Source organism: Streptomyces sp. NPDC003635 (assembly GCF_053587635.1).
The window spans coordinates 97,943-114,422 of the sequence record NZ_JBSFOK010000027.1; the positions used below are offsets into that span (position 1 = coordinate 97,943).

Annotated in this window: 15 protein-coding genes; 3 read left to right on the forward strand and 12 right to left on the reverse strand. The window is 72.6% G+C overall.

Annotation, left to right across the window (positions count from 1 at the left end):
* Window positions 1-6 precede the first annotated feature (6 nt).
* Window positions 7-1,500 (reverse strand): APC family permease, encoded by a 1,494-nt coding sequence (locus ACWDRW_RS24470; protein ID WP_451726164.1) that lies wholly within the window; start codon window positions 1,498-1,500, stop codon window positions 7-9.
* Window positions 1,501-1,722: 222 nt separating this feature from the next.
* Here ACWDRW_RS24470 and ACWDRW_RS24475 point away from each other — a divergent pair, with 222 nt between their 5' ends.
* Window positions 1,723-3,396 (forward strand): PucR family transcriptional regulator, encoded by a 1,674-nt coding sequence (locus ACWDRW_RS24475; protein WP_451726165.1) that lies wholly within the window; start codon window positions 1,723-1,725, stop codon window positions 3,394-3,396.
* 92 nt (window positions 3,397-3,488) lie between these two features.
* On the opposite strand, the gene ACWDRW_RS24480 is transcribed toward ACWDRW_RS24475, so the two are convergent.
* The 6 genes from ACWDRW_RS24480 to ACWDRW_RS24505 all read right to left on the reverse strand — a co-directional run bounded on the left by ACWDRW_RS24480 (window position 3,489) and on the right by ACWDRW_RS24505 (window position 9,436).
* Window positions 3,489-4,631 carry a glycosyltransferase family 4 protein gene (locus tag ACWDRW_RS24480; RefSeq protein ID WP_451726166.1) on the reverse strand — a complete coding sequence of 381 codons (1,143 nt, stop codon included), beginning with the start codon at window positions 4,629-4,631 and terminating at the stop codon, window positions 3,489-3,491.
* A 168-nt stretch (window positions 4,632-4,799) separates the two neighbouring features.
* On the reverse strand, window positions 4,800-5,612 hold the full coding sequence (locus tag ACWDRW_RS24485; RefSeq protein ID WP_451726167.1) for a hypothetical protein: 813 nt from the start codon (window positions 5,610-5,612) through the stop codon (window positions 4,800-4,802).
* A 19-nt stretch (window positions 5,613-5,631) separates the two neighbouring features.
* Window positions 5,632-7,350, reverse strand: a complete 1,719-nt coding sequence (gene recN, locus ACWDRW_RS24490) for a DNA repair protein RecN (protein WP_451726180.1) — start codon at window positions 7,348-7,350, stop codon at window positions 5,632-5,634.
* A 79-nt stretch (window positions 7,351-7,429) separates the two neighbouring features.
* On the reverse strand, window positions 7,430-8,335 hold the full coding sequence (locus tag ACWDRW_RS24495; RefSeq protein ID WP_451726168.1) for an NAD kinase: 906 nt from the start codon (window positions 8,333-8,335) through the stop codon (window positions 7,430-7,432).
* Window positions 8,332-9,147, reverse strand: coding sequence for a TlyA family RNA methyltransferase (locus ACWDRW_RS24500; protein ID WP_451726169.1), 816 nt, complete (start codon window positions 9,145-9,147; stop codon window positions 8,332-8,334). The genes ACWDRW_RS24495 and ACWDRW_RS24500 overlap by 4 nt, the downstream gene beginning before the upstream one ends.
* A gap of 7 nt (window positions 9,148-9,154) precedes the next feature.
* On the reverse strand, window positions 9,155-9,436 hold the full coding sequence (locus ACWDRW_RS24505) for a hypothetical protein (protein WP_451726170.1): 282 nt from the start codon (window positions 9,434-9,436) through the stop codon (window positions 9,155-9,157).
* Window positions 9,437-9,478: 42 nt separating this feature from the next.
* Here ACWDRW_RS24505 and ACWDRW_RS24510 point away from each other — a divergent pair, with 42 nt between their 5' ends.
* Window positions 9,479-9,826, forward strand: coding sequence for a sterol-binding protein (locus ACWDRW_RS24510; protein WP_451726171.1), 348 nt, complete (start codon window positions 9,479-9,481; stop codon window positions 9,824-9,826).
* Here the strand turns inward: ACWDRW_RS24510 and ACWDRW_RS24515 are convergent.
* From ACWDRW_RS24515 to ACWDRW_RS24530, 4 genes are all read right to left on the reverse strand, one after another.
* Window positions 9,810-10,688 carry an ABC transporter ATP-binding protein gene (locus tag ACWDRW_RS24515; protein ID WP_451726172.1) on the reverse strand — a complete coding sequence of 293 codons (879 nt, stop codon included), beginning with the start codon at window positions 10,686-10,688 and terminating at the stop codon, window positions 9,810-9,812. The two genes, ACWDRW_RS24510 and ACWDRW_RS24515, sit on opposite strands and share 17 nt — an antisense overlap.
* Window positions 10,685-11,722 (reverse strand): FecCD family ABC transporter permease, encoded by a 1,038-nt coding sequence (locus ACWDRW_RS24520; RefSeq protein ID WP_451726173.1) that lies wholly within the window; start codon window positions 11,720-11,722, stop codon window positions 10,685-10,687. The genes ACWDRW_RS24515 and ACWDRW_RS24520 overlap by 4 nt, the downstream gene beginning before the upstream one ends.
* Complete coding sequence (locus ACWDRW_RS24525) at window positions 11,719-12,762, reverse strand: FecCD family ABC transporter permease (protein WP_451726174.1); 1,044 nt, start codon at window positions 12,760-12,762, stop codon at window positions 11,719-11,721. Before ACWDRW_RS24525 ends, ACWDRW_RS24520 begins: the two co-directional genes overlap by 4 nt.
* Window positions 12,763-12,837: 75 nt before the next feature.
* Complete coding sequence (locus ACWDRW_RS24530) at window positions 12,838-13,866, reverse strand: HAD hydrolase-like protein (RefSeq protein ID WP_451726175.1); 1,029 nt, start codon at window positions 13,864-13,866, stop codon at window positions 12,838-12,840.
* Between the two features lie 72 nt (window positions 13,867-13,938).
* On the opposite strand from ACWDRW_RS24530, the gene ACWDRW_RS24535 reads away from it, so the two are divergent.
* Window positions 13,939-15,231, forward strand: coding sequence for a DUF1015 domain-containing protein (locus ACWDRW_RS24535; protein WP_451726176.1), 1,293 nt, complete (start codon window positions 13,939-13,941; stop codon window positions 15,229-15,231).
* A gap of 49 nt (window positions 15,232-15,280) precedes the next feature.
* Here ACWDRW_RS24535 and ACWDRW_RS24540 read toward each other — a convergent pair whose 3' ends face one another.
* Window positions 15,281-16,045 carry a hypothetical protein gene (locus ACWDRW_RS24540; protein WP_451726181.1) on the reverse strand — a complete coding sequence of 255 codons (765 nt, stop codon included), beginning with the start codon at window positions 16,043-16,045 and terminating at the stop codon, window positions 15,281-15,283.
* Between the last annotated feature and the right edge of the window lie 435 nt (window positions 16,046-16,480).

A 16,480-nucleotide genomic window follows, 5' to 3' on the forward strand; every position in this document is an offset into this window, starting at 1 on the left:
GGCTCCTCAGGCGTTGACGGGGGTTTCCGTGCGCTCGGCCGAGTCCTCCAGCACGATCCGGCCGATGATCTCGTAGCGGTCCGGCCGCTTGGTCTTGAGATAGAAGCCGAGGCCCAGGCCGCCGAAGAAGACCAGCCCGACGATCCATGGGATGGCCTTGAAGAACAGGGAGTCCGCCGCTGTACCGGCCGCGGTGTCGAGGTTGGTGACCAGCAGCCCCACCACCGCGATCATGCCGAGCCCTCCGAGCAGGGGCGCGGTGAAGGTCCGGAACCAGTGCCGGTCCTCGGGGTGGTGCTTGCGGAAGTAGCCGATGACGGCGAAGGAGCACAGGGTCTGCACGATGAGGATGGCCATCGTGCCGAGGATCGCCAGCAGCGTGTACAGGTGGATGTACGGGTCCTGGTCGGTCAGCCAGAAGGCTCCCACCAGGGCGACCGCGATGACGGACTGCACGAAGGACGCGATGTGCGGCGAGCCGTGCTGGGCGTGGGTACGGCCGAGGGCCGGGTGCAGGAAGCCCTCGCGGCCGATGGCGTACAGGTAGCGCGCCGCGCACTGGTGGAAGGCCATCCCGCAGGCGAACGAGCCGGTGATCAGCAGCCACTGGAAGGTGTCCACGGCCCAGGCTCCGATGAAGGAGTGCGCCGGGTCGAAGAACAGGTCGAGCGGGCTGCTGCCGGAGGAGACCTCGACGGAGCCCTTGAGGCCGTTGCCGGCGATGGTCATCCAGGAGACGTAGATGTAGAAGATCCCGACCCCGATCACCGAGATCAGCGTCGCGCGCGGGATGACCCGCTTGGGGTCGCGGGACTCCTCGCCGTACATCGCCGTCGACTCGAAGCCGACCCACGACCAGAAGGCGAAGAACAGTCCGAGCCCGGCCGAGGTGCCGGTGAAGGCGTTCGCGGGGTTGATGGGCTCCATCGGGATGCCGTCGGGGCCGCCGCCGTTCAGGAGTACGGCGGTGGCGACCGCGAAGAGGACGGCGATCTCCGCGATCAGCATCACGCCGAGCGCCTTGGCGGTGAGGTTGATGTCGAAGAACGCGAGCACGGCCGTGACGGCGAGCATCGCGACCGCGTACAGGATCCACGGCAGGTCGACGCCGAGCTGGTCGTGGACGGTGGTCTTCGCGAAGTAGGAGAAGACACCGACGATGGACGCCTCGAACACGACGTACGCCAGCACGGCGAGCATCCCGGACGCCATGCCGGCGATCCGGCCGAGCCCGTGCGAGATGTAGCCGTAGAAGGCACCGGCCGCGGTGATCCGGCGGGCCATGGCGACGTAGCCGACGGAGAACACCGTCAGCACGAGCGTCGCGAAGAGGTAGCCCGCTGGCGCGCCCGTGCCGTTTCCGAAGCCGACCGCGATGGGCAGGTTGCCGGTCATCGCGGTGATCGGCGCGGCGGTCGCGACCGCCATGAACACCACGCCCACCAGACCTACGGAATTCGCTTTGAGTCGATGGACCTCTCGCGTGGGATTCTCTGACATTCCCGCCCCTCTCGCCGTACATTCGCAACGAAATCCGAAGGTCACGCCCGGCTTGCCTGCCGGATGCGCCAGTGTTGCGGTCGAGTGACGCATGCCACAACAGACACGCGGTCGCGCAATTCGCCGCGGGGCGCGACGCATTGTCGTGCGCCGGGGCCCGAAGATCGTCTCCGTAACCGCGTGGAGATGTCCCGGAAGCACGGGCGCGGGTAGCGTCCGGCTATGGACAGCGGTATGGACAGCAGATTCGACACCCAGGGCGCCGGCATCACCGTGCGGCGGGCGCTGGAGCTGCCCGGCCTGCGTGGCGGGCTCCCGGAGATCGTGGCGGGCGCCGACCGTCTGGGGCGCACCGTGCGCTGGGTGCACGCGGGCGAGGTGCCCAACATCGCCTCGCTGCTCAAGGGCGGGGAGCTGCTGCTGACCACCGGCTACGGCCTCGGCACCCGTCCGGCCGAACAGCGCGCGTTCGTCCGCACGCTGGCCGAGCGCGGGATCGCCGCCCTCGTGGTGGAGCTGGGCCCGCGCTTCACCCGGCTTCCGGCGGCCCTCGTCGACACGGCACGGGCGGCCGGTCTGCCGCTGGTCCAACTGCACCGCGAGGTACCGTTCGTGACGGTCACCGAGGAGATCCACACCGAGATCGTCAACGGCCACTACGCGCTCCTCCAGCGCGCCGAGGAGGTCCACCGGCGCTGCACGGAGGCCCTGCTCGGCGGCGGTGGAATCCCCCAAGTGCTGCGCATCCTCGCCGACTTCAGCGGCAACCCGGTCTTCCTGGAGACGGCCGACGGACAACTCCTGTACGCCGCGGGGGCGGGCCCGCAGAACGCCGATCCGCTCCAGGTGTGGGAGGGCCTGCGCGGCCAGCACAAGGACGCCCCGGCGGGCTCGGTGCTGGTGGACGTGCCGGGCGGGGGTCCGGGCACGGGGTCGGTCCGCGCCCGCCTGGTGCTGCTGCCCGTACGGGCTCCGCTGGCGCCGGTGCACCGGATCGCGGCGGAGCGGGCCGCGGGCATCCTCGCCGTCGTGCTGATGCAGGCCCGGCAGGAGGAGGAGCTGGCCGCCCGGGGCCGCGGCGACTTCCTCACCGACCTCGCCGAGGGCCGGATCACCGCGGAGGACGCGCCCGCGCAGGCCCGTGTCCTCGGCTTCAAACCGGGCGAGAGCCCGCTGCTGCCGGTGGTGATGCGCCTCGGCGACGCGCTGTCCCCGGGTGGGGGTACCGCCCGCGCGAGCGGAGCCGAGAGCGGGGGAGGCTGGGCGGTGCTGGCCCGCGCGGTCGGCGAGGAGCTGGCGTCGGTGGGGGTCCCGGTGCTGCTGGGCGTACGGCCGGTGGAGGGCCGCGTCCCCCTTCTCCTGGGCCTGCGGTCGGAGTCGGAGCGCTCGGCGGTCGCGGACCGGGTCGCGGCGGCGCTGCGGGCCGGAGTGGAACGGGCCGGGATGCAGCGGCCCGGAGCACAGCCCCCGGTCGTGGTGGTCGGGGTCGCGGGCGGCTGGGCGACGGCCTCGGCGAGCCTCCGCCACGCGGCGGAGACGGCGACGGCGGCGCAGGGCCTGACCGACCGCGCCTGGTACGACGCCCGCCGCCTGGACATCGACCTGCTGCTGTGGCGGCTGCGCGACCATCCCGACCTCTCGGCCTTCGTGGACCGCGCCATCGGCCCGCTGCGCGAGCACGACGCCCGCTCCAAGCCGCCGCTGCTGCCGACGCTGCAGACCTATCTGGCGCACGCGGGGCGCAAGGCGGAGACGGCCCGCGAACTGCACCTCAACCGGCAGACCCTGTACAACCGCCTTGCCCGCATCGGGGAGTTGCTCGGCACGGACCTGGACGACCCCCAGGCGGTTTTGGCACTGAGCCTGGCCCTGCGGGCGCGCCGCCATGTGCCCTAGCTCAAGGGCTCGGCATCGGCGGCCTTGGGCCTGTGGCTGAAATGTAGGGCCAGGGTCGGCGGCTCAAATGAACGGCTGGGGCCGACCCGGCTCTAGATGAACGGCCGGTGCTGGGTCAACTCGTCGTACACGCTGAGCACTTGGGCGACGGTCTCGTCCTCGGTCGGCCACGTGGCGGCCTGCCGCAGCCCCCGCGCCCTGAGCAGTTCACAGCGCGCGGGATCGTCGAGCAGTCGGGTGACGGCGGCGGCGAGCGCCTCGGGATCGCCGGGCCGGACGAGTTCGGCGCCGTCGCCGACGAGTTCGGGCAGTCCGCCGACCTCCGTCGCGATGAGCGGCACGCGCGCGTGCAGGGCTTCCTGCGCGAGGACGGACCGCGCCTCCCACCGGCTGGGCAGCAGGGCGAGGTCGGCGGCGGCGAGCAGTTCGCGCACGTCGTCCCGGCGCCCGATGAGCCGCACCGGCAGCTCCTCCTCCGCGATACGGTCCTGGAGTTCGCCCCGCAGCGGCCCCTCGCCCGCGATGACGACGAGCGGCAGGGGGTCGAGCCGGCGCCACGCGCGGGAGGCGTCCAGCAGGACGTCGTACCCGCGATGCCGTTCGAGCGAGCCGACGGCGATCAGCAACGGGCGTCCGGTGGCGCCGAGTTCGGCCCGCACCTTGGGCCTGAGCCGCTCGGCCTCCTCGTGCTCGTTCTCGGCGGGGCGCCGGGGCCCGGGCAGCGAGACGGCGGCGAGCCGCGCGTCCCGGGCCCCGGTGCGCCGGGCCCGGTCCACGAGCGCGGAGGTCGTGCCGAGGACGACGGAGGCCGCCTTCACCACGCGCCGCTCCAGCAGTCGTACGAGATGGGCGCGGGCGCCCTCCGCGTGCGCCCGGTCGTGCCAGGTGACGACCAGGGGCGTGCGTCGGCCGCTGAGCGCGAGCACGGTCCGGAAGGAGGCGTGCAGCCCGTGCGCGTGCACCAGGTCGGCGTCCGCGCAGGCCGCCCGGAGCGCGGCCACGGAACCCGGGTCGCTGCTGCGCGGCACGTGCACGTGCGCGGCGCCGACGCCGCTGAAGCCGTAGAGGTGATCGGCCTCGGTGGGGGCGCACACGGTGACCCGCACGCCCCTCGCGACGAGCCCCGACGCCAGCGACCGCACGTGCACGCTGCTGCCGGCGTTGCCGCCGCCCAGCACCTGCACGGTGCGCAGCGGCGACTGGCCGTGCGGTGAGTGGCTGCTCACGGGGGTCACGTGGCCGGGCTCCTGGTTCGGGGTCGGGCGGTCACGAAGAAAGTACAGAAGTATCGAGCGGAGGGGGTGAACCGCGAGGGTCCCTGCGCGTACGAGATGCACTGCCAAGGATGCCAGGACGGACGGCGGTTCCGGGAACGAAGGGACGACGGCCGCGGTCGCAGCCCATCACCCACTCGGGTGAGCCATCGGACGGATGTCCGCGATTCGCGACCGCGCCAGGTCGCTCACCCTGTCCCCCTGGACGGCGGCGGCGACCAGCGCGGCGGCATGGGCGACGAGCCCGGCACGCCCGTTGCCGGCGACGAAGGCGGCGCCCAGCGCGGCCCCCAGCGCATGCGCACCCGTGTCCCCGAGCATCGACCGCTCCCCGACGTCGTCCGGCAGCACGGCCGCCGCTGCCCCCATCGCGGCGGCGGACAACTCCCCCGCCGCCCCGCCCCGCACCAGCCCCGGCGCCCCGAGCGCGAGCACGACACCCACGGCCCGCCCGGGCCGTACGTCCACGAGGTTGACGAAGTGCGCGGCCCCGGCGACGACGACCCCGGCGAGCACCTTGTCCACGGCCCGCTCCTTGAGCAGAGCCCCCGCGAGAAGCCCGGCGGCCCCGACCCCGAACAACTTCACGGCCCCGCTGGTGACTTCCCCGTCCTTCAGAGCCGACAGATGAGCCCGAAACCCGCGGCGGGAGTCCCCGGCACCGACGACATCGTCGTACGCCCCGCAGACCCCGGCGAGCAGCACGGGAACCCCGACGGCCCGCAGCCGCTTCACGGAGACGGCGTGCCGCCCTCCGGGGCCGTCGACCAGCCCACTGGTGAGAGTTACGGCGAGCGCACCGGCGGCCCCGGCACAGAGATCGACGGTACGCCCGGCGTGATTGGTCCGCTCCCAACGCTCACGCCCGCCGGGGGTGTTGGCGCGGAGCGCGGACGTACCGGCGCGAGTGAGCAGGGCCGTGAGGGCAGCACGAATGATCATCGAACCACCCTACGCGGGCTTATCCGTCCGCCCGAGCCGTCGCCAGCAACTCCTCCGCATGGGCCCGAGCGGTCTCCGAGTCCTCCTGCCCCGCCAGCATCCGGGACAGCTCCCGGATCCGGTCCTCCCCTTCGAGCACCTTCACACCGGACCGCGTGACGGACCCGTCGTTGGTCTTCTCCACCAGCAACTGCCGGTCGGCGAAGGCGGCGACCTGCGGAAGATGCGTGACGACGACGACCTGAGCCGTCTTGGCCAGCTTCGCCAGCCGCCGCCCGATCTCCACCGCAGCCTTGCCACCGACACCCGCGTCGACCTCGTCGAAGAGGTAGGTCGGCACAGGATCCGTCCCCGCGAACACGACCTCCACGGCCAGCATCACGCGCGACAGCTCACCGCCGGACGCGCCCTTGGCGATCGGCCTCGGCGGCGCCCCGGGATGGGGGGCGAGCAGCAGCTCGACCTCGTCCGCGCCGGACGGCCCGTACGCGACCGTACGACCGCCGACCTCCACGCCCTCCGGGTCCTCGCTCTGCCGGATGTCGAAGGACACGCGCGCGTGCGGCATGGCCAGCGAGGCCAGCTCGGCGGTCACCGCGGCCGCGAACCGGTCGGCGGCCTCGGTGCGCGCGTCGGTCAAGGCCTGCGCGAGCCCGCCCAGTTCGACGCGCAGCGCGTCCCGCTCCGCCGTGAGCTCGTCGATCCGCTCGTCGTCGCCGTCCAGCTCGGTCAGCCGCGCCGCGCCCTGCTCGGCCCACGCCAGCACGGCGGCGACGTTCTCGCCGTACTTCCGCGTCAGAGCCGTCAGAGCGGCCCGCCGTTCCTCCACGGCGGACAGCCGCAGCGGATCCGCGTCGAGGTCGTCGGCGTAACCCGCCAACTCCCCTGCCACATCGCCGAGCAGGATCCCGATCTCGCCGATCCGGTCCGCGAGCGCGGCGAGGGCCGGGTCATGCGACCGTACGGCGTCCAGGGCCCGCTGGGCTCCCGCCACCAGCGTCGCCGCGTCGATGCCCTCGGGGTCCTCGGGGTTGCCCGCGAGCGCGGCGTGCGCGGCCGTGGCGGCGGACGACAGCGCCTCGGCGTGTCCGAGCCGCTCCGCCTCCTCCGCCAGCTCCACGTCCTCCCCGGCGCGCGGTTCGACGCCGGCGATCTCGTCGAGCCCGAAGCGCAGCATGTCGGCCTCCTGGGCCCGCTCACGCGCGCGCGTGGTGATCTCGTCCAGCTCGGTGGCCACGGCCCGCAGGCGCCGGTAGGCCTCGCCGTACTTGGCGAGCGGCACGGCGACGGCGTCCCCGGCGTACCGGTCGAGCGCCTGCCGCTGCCGGGACAGCTTCAGCAGCCCCTGCTGATCGGTCTGCCCGTGCACGGCCACCAGGTCGTCGGCCAGCTCGGCGAGCAGCCCCACGGGGACACTGCGGCCCCCGACATGGGCCCGCGACCGTCCCTCGGCCGAAACGGTACGGCTGATCAGCAGCGCCCCGTCGTCCAGCTCGGCCCCGGCCTCCTCGGCCCGCACGACGGCCGAGGTGCCCGAGGGCACGGTGACCCGTCCCTCGACGACCGCCTTCTCGGCGCCGATCCGCACGAGCGCCGCATCCGCCCGACCGCCGAGCAGCAACCCGAGGCTGGTGACCACCATGGTCTTGCCCGCACCCGTCTCACCCGTCACGGCGGTGAACCCCGGCGACAACTCGACGACCGCGTCGTCGATGACTCCGAGGGACCGTATCCGCATCTCTTCCAGCACGGCACGACCATACGAGGTAAGGGCGCCGGGATGCGAGGCGCCCTGTCACCCGGGGGAGTGGACCCTGCTAGTGCGGCGCCCCGCGCCACCCGGAAACGGGCAGCGCGAACTTCGCGACAAGACGGTCCGTGAACGAGGCGTGATGCAACCGGGCCAGCCGCACCGGCACGGCCCCGCGCCGCACCTCGACCCGCGCCCCGGGAGGCAACTCCACGGTCCGCCGCCCGTCGCACCACAGCACACCCGGCGGAATGTGCGGCAGCACCTCGACCGCGAGCACGGAGTCCGGGGAGGTCACCAACGGCTTGGCGAACAAGGCGTGCGCGGAGATCGGCACCATCAACAGCGCCTCCACCTCGGGCCACACCACCGGCCCACCGGCGGAGAAGGCGTACGCCGTGGACCCCGTGGGAGTGGACAGCACGATGCCGTCGCACCCGAACCCCGTCACCGGCCGTCCGTCGATCTCCAGCACGACTTCCAGCAGCTTCTCGGCGCCGGCCTTCTGCACCGCCGCCTCGTTCAGCGCCCAGTCCGTGTGCACGATGTCGCCGTTCTGGTGGACGACGACATCGACCGTCATCCGCTCCTCGACCTCGTACGCCTTGGTGACCACCCGGTCGACGACCTTGTCGAGATCGTCCCGCTCGGCCTCCGCGAGGAATCCCACCCGCCCGAGGTTGACGCCGAGCATCGGCACCCCGGACGCCCTCGCGAACTCCGCCCCCCGCAGCAGCGTCCCGTCACCCCCGAGCACGATCAGCAGCTCGCACCCGTCCAGGCACTGCGGAGTGGCCTCCCTGACCAGCTCCACGCTCTCCGGCAGCGGCAGATCGGCGGCCTCCGCCTCCAGCACCCGCACGCCGATACCCTCACGCAGCAGCCCCTTCACCACCAGCTCGGCGCTGCGGATCGCCGCCGGCCGACCGGTGTGGGCCAGCAGGAAAACAGTACGAGCTCGGTTCTGTGTCAACGCGGCCCCTCCGCCACTGCACGGTCAACGTCGGCCGGGTCCAGTTCCGGTGCCCCGGACCGCAGCCACAGAAAGTACTCGACATTCCCGGAAGGTCCCGGCAACGGACTCGCCGTCACCCCTCGCACCCCGAGCCCCAGCTCCCAGGCCCGCTGTGCGACTCCCCGTACGGCCTCGGCGCGCAGTTCCGGGCTGCGCACCACACCCCCGCTGCCGAGGCGCTCCTTGCCCACCTCGAACTGCGGCTTGACCATCATCACCAGATCGGCGTCCGGCTTCACACACCGCGCAAGGGCGGGCAGCACCAGTCCGAGCGGGATGAAGGACAGATCCCCCACGACAAGATCCACTGGCTCCCCATCGATCGCTTCGAGCGTCAACTCGCGTACGTTCGTACGGTCCTTGACGGTGACGCGTTCATCACTCTGCAGAGTCCAGGCGAGTTGCCCGTAGCCGACGTCCACGGCGACGACGTGCGCGGCCCCCGCCCGCAGCAGTACGTCCGTGAAGCCACCGGTGGACGCCCCCGCGTCCAGCGCCCGCCGCCCCTTGACGACGAGTCCCTGCGGGACGAACGCCTCCAGCGCCCCGGCGAGCTTGTGGCCGCCGCGCGAGACGTACTCGGGATCGCTGTCGTCGGCGGAGACGACGATCGCGGCAGCGGTCTCCACCTGGGTGGCCGGCTTGGTCGCGACGGTCTTGCCGACGGTGACCCGCCCGGCGGCGATCAGCTGGCTGGCGTGCTCGCGCGAGCGCGCGAGCTTCCGGCGGACCAGCTCCGCGTCCAGACGGCGACGAGCGACTCCTGCCACGTTCGGTTCAGCTCCTACTGATGTGCGACGAAGGGGGCACCGGAGGTCCCGGGCGGGCGTCGAGCGCGGTGAGCGCGTCGCGCAGCCCCCGGTGTACATCCTCGTACACCTCGACGTGTCCGTCCGTGGCGAGGTGGTCGGCGTCGGCCAGCCGTTCCAGCTGGGAGTCGACCTCGGCGTTGCCGGTGGGCGTGCGGGCCACGCCCAGGGGGGCCGGGGCGGCAGGGTCGTGGGCGAGGTCGACCGCCGCCTCCTGGGGAGCCTCGGTCTCCGGCACAGAGTCGCTCATGCCCAGACGCTACCTCGTGGCGCCGGTGTACCGTCGATCGCGATGGCCACGATCGAAGAGTGCCGCGCCGCACTCGAGAAGCTCTCGGACAACATGCAGCACGCCGAAGGGGACGTAGCCGCCGCCGCGGCCCTGGACCGCTCGGTGAGCTGTCACATCACCGACCTGGACGTCACCTTCGCCGGCCGCCTCCAGGGCGGCCGGATCCATGTGCACGACACCCTTCAGGGTCCGCCGCCCCAGAAGGCCCAGATCAGACTGGCCATGACCGGCGACGACCTGGTGGCACTGGTCGGCGGCGAACTGCACTTCGCCAGGGCCTGGGGTTCGGGCCGGGTGAAGCTGCACGCGGGCGTGCGGGACCTGCTGGTCCTCAGGAAGCTTCTGTAGCCGCCACCTTCTTCACGTGGGTCCCGGTACGTGCCTTGCGCGCGGCCGGCACCACCAGCGGCGTGCCCGTCTCCGGGTCGTCGATGATCTGGCAGCGCAGCCCGAAGACCTCCTCGACCAGCTCGGCCGTGACGATGTCGTTCGGCGCGCCCTCGGCGATGACCTCGCCGCCCTTCAGGGCGATCAGGTGGGTGGCGTACCGGGCGGCGTGGTTGAGGTCGTGCAGCACCGCGACCAGCGTGCGGCCCTGCTCCTCGTGCAGTTCCGCGCACAGGTCGAGGACGTCGATCTGGTGCTGGATGTCGAGGTAGGTGGTCGGCTCGTCGAGCAGCAGCAGCGGCGTCTGCTGGGCGAGCGCCATCGCGATCCACACGCGCTGCCGCTGGCCGCCGGAGAGTTCGTCGACGTAGCGGTCGGCCAGCTCGGCGACCCCGGTCTGCCGCATCGACTCCTGCACGACCCGCTCGTCCTCGGTGGACCACTGGCGCAGGAGCCCCTGGTGCGGGTACCGGCCGCGGCCCACCAGGTCGCCGACGGTGATGCCGTCGGGCGCGATGGAGGACTGCGGCAGCAGACCCAGCGTCCGCGCGACCTTCTTCGCCGGCATCGACTGGATGACCTGCCCGTCCAGCAGCACCCGGCCCTGACTCGGCTTGAGCATCCGGGACAGCGCCCGCAGCAGGGTGGACTTGCCGCAGGCGTTGGGGCCGACGATCACCGTGAACGAGTTGTCGGGGATCTCCACCGAGAGCTGCTCGGCGATGACCCGCTGGTCGTAGGCGAGGGTGACGTTCTCGGCGGACAGGCGGTTCACGGTGCTCCTTGTGCTGCTGGTGCTGTTCTTGTGCGCGGTGCCGCTCATATCCGGCCCGCCCTGCGCTCGGTGACCAGCAGCCACAGCAGATAGCCGCCGCCCACCACACCGGTGACCACGCCCACCGGCATCTGGTCGGCGCCGAAGATCCGCTGCGATGCCCAGTCGGCGGTGACGAGCAGAGCGGCGCCCATGCACAGCGACGGCACCAGGTTCGGGCCGGGCGAGCGGGTCAGGCGCCGGGCGAGCTGGGGGGCGGTGAGCGCGACGAAGCTGACCGGTCCGGCGGCGGCCGTGGCGGCGGCGGTGAGCAGGACGGCGGACACCATCAGCAGCGCCCGCACTCGCTCGACCCGCACGCCGAGTGCGTTGGAGACGTCGTCGCCCATCTCCATCATCCGCAGCGCCCGGGCGTTGCCGAGGACGAGCGGTACGAGCACGGCGCACAGCGCCAGCAGCGGCCAGACCTGGGTCCAGTCCCGGCCGCTGAGGGAACCGGTCATCCAGACGACCGAACGGGCCGCGTCGACGATGTCGGAGACGGTGAGCAGATAGCCGTTGACGGCGGTGAGGATCGCGGACATACCGATACCGACCAGGACCAGCCGATACCCGTGCACGCCCTGCTTCCAGGCGAGCAGATAGATGGCAAGACCGGTCACCAGGCCGCCCACGAGCGCACCGACGGTCACCTGCGCCGCGCTCCCGGAGAACAGCACGATCATCGTGAGCGCCCCGGCGGTGGCGCCCTGGCCGAGGCCGAGGATGTCCGGGCTGCCCAGCGGGTTGCGCGAGACGGCCTGGAACAGCGCGCCGCCGAGTCCGAGCGAGGCTCCCACCAGCAGTCCGACGAGCACCCGGGGCAGCCGCAGCTCGTTGACGATGAACTCCTGCCCCGCGTCCCCGTTCCCGGCCAGCGTCTTGAGCACGTCGCCGGCCGAGATCGGGAAGTCCCCGGTACCGATCAGCACGACGCTCGCGGCGAGCGCGGCGAGCAGCAGCAGGGCCACGACGGTCAGGGCACGGACGTCGAAGCGGACCGAGAGCCCGCCCGGGGTCCGCACAGCACGGTTGGTCTTCACAGCTGCGCCGTCCTCCGCCGTCGTACGAGCAAGATGAACACCGGGCCACCGAGGATCGCGGTGATGATGCCGACCTGGATCTCGGAGGGCCGGGCGATGACGCGTCCGAGGACATCGGCGCCGAGCAGCAGCACGGGCGACAGGACACCGGCGTACGGCAGGATCCAGCGCATGTCCGGTCCGGTGAAGGAGCGCACGACGTGCGGCACCATCAGGCCGACGAACACGATCGGTCCGCAGGCGGCGGTCGCGGCCCCGCACAGCACGGTGGCGGCCAGCATGGACAGCGCCCGGGTGCGGTTGAGGTGGGCGCCGAGGGCCTTGGCGGTGTCGTCGCCCATGGCCATGGCGTTCAGCGGCCGGGCCAGGGCGAGGGCGAGGACCATGCCGACGACCAGGAACGGCAGCACCTGCTTGATGGTCGAGTCGGTCGCCGTGGACAGCGCGCCCACGGTCCAGAACCGCATCCGGCCGAGCGCGGCGTCGTCCGAGATCATGACGGCCTGGAGATAGCCGTAGAGCGCGGCGCTGATCGCGGTGCCCGCGAGCGCCAGCCGGACCGGCGTCGCGCCCCGGCTGCCGCCGAGGAACCAGACCAGCGCCCCGACGGCGGCGGCGCCGAAGAAGGCGAACCAGACGTAGCCACTCACCGTGGTGACGCCGAGGAAGGTGATGGCGGTGACCACGGCGGCGGAGGCACCGGCGTTGATGCCGAGCAGTCCGGGATCGGCCAGCGGATTGCGGGTGAGCGCTTGGAGGACGGCCCCCGCGAGGCCGAGCGCGGCACCGGCCAGCAGCCCCATCACGGTCCGCGAGACCCGCTCGTCGACGACGACGTCGCCGTACGTCCCCGTGTCCTGGAACAGGCCGTGCCAGACCTGCGCCAGGGAAAGGTCCTTCGCCCCGATCGCGATGCTCGCCAGTGCCACGAGCAGCAGGAGCAGGGCGGAAAGGAGCAGCCCAAGAGGACGTATCGCCCGGCGGGTTGGAGGCGCGGGGGCGGTTTCCGCGCGCTGTTCAGGAGGACTGTCGACCAACACCCGGTTAGGTTAGCCTACCCTCGCATTGATCTCGATGGCGAGGCGGGCACCACCTGGGCAGACCCCGACCGGGGCTCACAGCCCCAGCCTCGCCAGCGCCTTCCCCGCGTCGAGCGCGCACGAACCCTCGCCGGCCGCCGTCCAGGCCGCGGCACACAGCGCGCGCAGCCCGTCGAGCGCCTCGCCCTCACCCGTCAGCTCGAGCCGGTCGGCCCCGGCCGTCGCGGTCCAGCCACCGCACCGGAAGCCGTCCCCCTCGGCCTCGACCTCCGGCTGCCCGGTGAGCATCCCGCGCAGATCGGCGTCCACATACGTCGGCCGGTGCTGCGGCGGCGCCGCCAGCAGCTGGGCACCGTCGGTGACACCGGTCAGCACCAGCAGCGAGTCGACCTCGCCGTTGAACGCCCCCTCGATGTCCGTGTCCAGCCGGTCCCCCACGACCAACGGCCGCTCGGCACCGGTGCGCAGGATCGTCTCCCGGTGCATCGGGGGCAGCGGCTTGCCCGCCACCTGCGGCTCGGCACCGGTGGCGATCCGCACGACCTCCACAGCGGCGCCGTTGCCCGGCGCGATCCCGCGCCCGCTCGGAATCGTCAGATCGGTGTTGGACGCGAACCACGGCACCCCGCGCGCGACGGCGTAACTGGCCTCGGCGAACCGGCCCCACGCCAGGTCCGGCCCGCCGTACCCCTGCACGACCGCCGCAGGATCGTCGTCCGCGGACTCCACGGGGACGAGCCCCCGCTCGCGCAGCGCCACCCGCAGCCCCTCGCCGCCGATGACCAGCACCCGGGAACCCTCCGGCACCTGCTCACTGATCAGCCGCGCCACCGCCTGCGCCGAGGTGATCACGTCCCCCGCGTCGGTCGGTATGCCCAACTCGGTCAGATGCCCGGCCACCGTGTCCGGGGTCCGCAGGGCGTTGTTGGTGACGTACGCCAGATGCATCCCGCCCTCGCGGGCCGTGGCCAGCGACTCGACCGCGTGCACGATCGCGTTCCCACCCGCGTACACCACCCCGTCCAGGTCGAGCAGCGCCGTGTCGTACGCCTCGCTCAGGGCTCGGCCACTGCCCGCGGGGCTCGTCCTGACGGTCTGGCTCATTCCGCATCGCTCCTCGTTCGACGGCTTTCCCCCGATCATCGCGCATGCCGCTGACACACGTACGATGCCGGGATGAACACAGCAGGTCACCCGGAAGCAAAGGCGCGCCGGGGCCTCGAACTCACCCCGTTCAGAGGCCTTCGCTATGACCCCGACCGGGTCGGCAGCCTGGCAGCCGTGACATCCCCGCCGTACGACGTCGTCGTCCGCCCCGACGGCCTGCACCACCTCCAGGACGCCGACCCGCACAACATCGTCCGCCTGATCCTCCCCCAGGCCGGCACCCCGAGCACCCGCAACGAACAGGCGGCCGAGACTCTGCGCCGCTGGCTCTCCGAGGGCGTCCTGGCCGCCGACGACGAACCCGGGCTGTACGTCTACGAACAGAGCGACGCGAGCGGCCTGCTCCAGCGCGGAGTCATCGGCGCCCTGCGCCTGTCGGAACCCTCGGAACATGTGGTCCTGCCCCATGAGGACGTCATGCCTCATGTGGTGGCAGACCGCGCGGGCCTGATGCGCGCCACCTCGGCGAACCTGGAACCCCTGCTCCTCACCTACCGGGGCAACGGCTCGGCCGCCGACACCTCCGCCGTGCTCGAACGCGTCATCGAGCAGCCCCCGCTGCTGGCCACCACCACCGAGGACGGCTTCCGCCACCGCCTCTGGGCGATCACCGCCCCCGAGGACCTGACCCGCATCCAGTCCGACCTGGCCCGCCACCAGGCCCTGATCGCCGACGGCCACCACCGCTGGGCGACCTACCGCCGGCTACGCGCGGAGCACCCCTCCCCCAGCCCCTGGGACTACGGCCTGGTCCTCCTCGTCGACACGGCCCGCTACCCCTTGCGCGTGCGCGCCATCCACCGCCTCCTGCACGGCCTGGCGGTCGAGGACGCGGTGGCACACCTGGAGGGCCGGTTCCGCGTACGGCAGGTTGACGGTCCCCTCCCGCATGCCCTGGAAGCCCTCGCCGAGGCCGCCCGCGCGGGCAACGCCTTCCTGCTCGCCGGCGACGGCTCCTTCCACCTCGTGGACCAGCCGGACCCGGACCTCCTCGCCCGCACGATCCCGGCCGACCGCCCGCGCGCGTGGCGCACCCTGGACGCCACGGTCCTGCACGCCACGCTCCTCGACCACGTCTGGCACATCCCCGAGGACGACCCCACCCGCATCGCCTACATCCACGACGCGGCGGCCACCGTCCGCAAGGCGGAACGCGACGGGGGTACGGCCGTACTGATGCACCCGGTCCGCGAGGAGGTCGTCCGCGACCTGGCCCGCCAGGGCGTCACGATGCCCCGCAAGTCCACGTCGTTCGGCCCGAAACCGGCCTCGGGCCTGGTCCTGCGCGCACTGGACCTGTAAACGCGAGAAGGGGCGGACCCCATCGGGATCCGCCCCTTCTCATGCGCGCCTACTCCTTGTCGTCGGAGACGTCCGGAGTGCCGGTCTCGTCGTCGCGAGTCCCGGTCACGTCCTCGGGAGCCTCGGCCTCCTCGTCACCGAGAGCGTCGACGAAGTCGACACCGTCCAGCTCCGCGAGCCGGTCCGAGGCGTCCGTGCTGCCGTCCTTGTCGGACTCGATGGCCTTCGCGAACCACTCCCGTGCCTCGCTCTCCCGCCCGGCCGCCAGCAGCGCGTCGGCATAGGCGTACCGCAGCCGCGCGGTCCACGGCTGTACGGAGTTGGAGGCCAGCTCGGGGCTCTGCAGCGTCACGATGGCCGCGTCCAGCTGCCCCATGTCACGCCGGGCGCCGGCCGCGACGAGCCGCATCTCCACCTGTCCGGCCTTGTCCAGCTTCTGCACCTCGGGCGCCCCGGCCATGTCCAGCGCCTTCTCCGGCCGCCCGAGCCCACGCTCGCAGTCGGCCATGAGCGGCCACAGCTCCACGGTCCCGGTCATCCGCCGCGCGGCCCGGAACTCCCCGAGCGCCTCGGCGTACTTCTGGTTCGCGTAGGCGGCGAAACCGGCGGCCTCCCGTACGGCGGCGACGCGCGACGCGAGACGCAGGGCCACCTTGGAGTAGCCGTACGCGCCCTCGGGGTCCTCGTCGATGAGCCGCGCGACCATCACCAGGTTCTTGGCGACGTCCTCCGCGAGCGTCTTCGGCAGGCTCTGCAGCTCCTGCCGTACGTCCTTGTCGATCTCGTCGCCCGAGACGTCCTCGGGGATCGGCAGCCGCTTGATCGGCTCACGGTCGCGGTCGCCGTAGCGGTCGCGGTCGTCACGGCGGCCGTGTCCGCCGCCACCCCGCCGGTCGTCGCGGCCACCACGGTCGTCCCGTCCACGGAACCCACCGGGCCGCCCACCGCGGTCGTCCCGACGGAAGCCACCGCGGTCCCCACGGTCGCTGCGGCCACCACGGTCGTCCCGACGGAACCCACCACGGTCCCCGTCACGGCGGTCGTCACGCCGGTCGTCCCGGCGGAACGACGGACGGTCACCGCGGTCGTCGCGGCGGTCGTCGCGGCGGAACGAGGGACGGTCACCGCGGTCGTCGCGGCGGTCGTCGCGCCGGTCGTCCTGGCGGAAGCCGCCGCGGTCGCCGCGGTCACCGCGGTCGTCGCGCCGGAAGCCGCCGCGGTCACGGTCCCGGTCGTCGCGGCGGGGACC

Excerpts from the sequence above, each read along its gene's own strand:
- ACWDRW_RS24510 (WP_451726171.1), top strand. The coding sequence starts at position 9,479 with ATGGCCACGATCGAAGAGTGCCGCGCCGCACTCGAGAAGCTCTCGGAC.
- recN (WP_451726180.1), bottom strand. The coding sequence starts at position 7,350 with ATGCGGATACGGTCCCTCGGAGTCATCGACGACGCGGTCGTCGAGTTG.
- ACWDRW_RS24530 (WP_451726175.1), bottom strand. The coding sequence starts at position 13,866 with ATGAGCCAGACCGTCAGGACGAGCCCCGCGGGCAGTGGCCGAGCCCTG.
- ACWDRW_RS24470 (WP_451726164.1), bottom strand. The coding sequence starts at position 1,500 with ATGTCAGAGAATCCCACGCGAGAGGTCCATCGACTCAAAGCGAATTCC.
- ACWDRW_RS24535 (WP_451726176.1), top strand. The coding sequence starts at position 13,939 with ATGAACACAGCAGGTCACCCGGAAGCAAAGGCGCGCCGGGGCCTCGAA.
- ACWDRW_RS24475 (WP_451726165.1), top strand. The coding sequence starts at position 1,723 with ATGGACAGCGGTATGGACAGCAGATTCGACACCCAGGGCGCCGGCATC.
- ACWDRW_RS24515 (WP_451726172.1), bottom strand. The coding sequence starts at position 10,688 with ATGAGCGGCACCGCGCACAAGAACAGCACCAGCAGCACAAGGAGCACC.
- ACWDRW_RS24505 (WP_451726170.1), bottom strand. The coding sequence starts at position 9,436 with ATGAGCGACTCTGTGCCGGAGACCGAGGCTCCCCAGGAGGCGGCGGTC.
- ACWDRW_RS24485 (WP_451726167.1), bottom strand. The coding sequence starts at position 5,612 with ATGATCATTCGTGCTGCCCTCACGGCCCTGCTCACTCGCGCCGGTACG.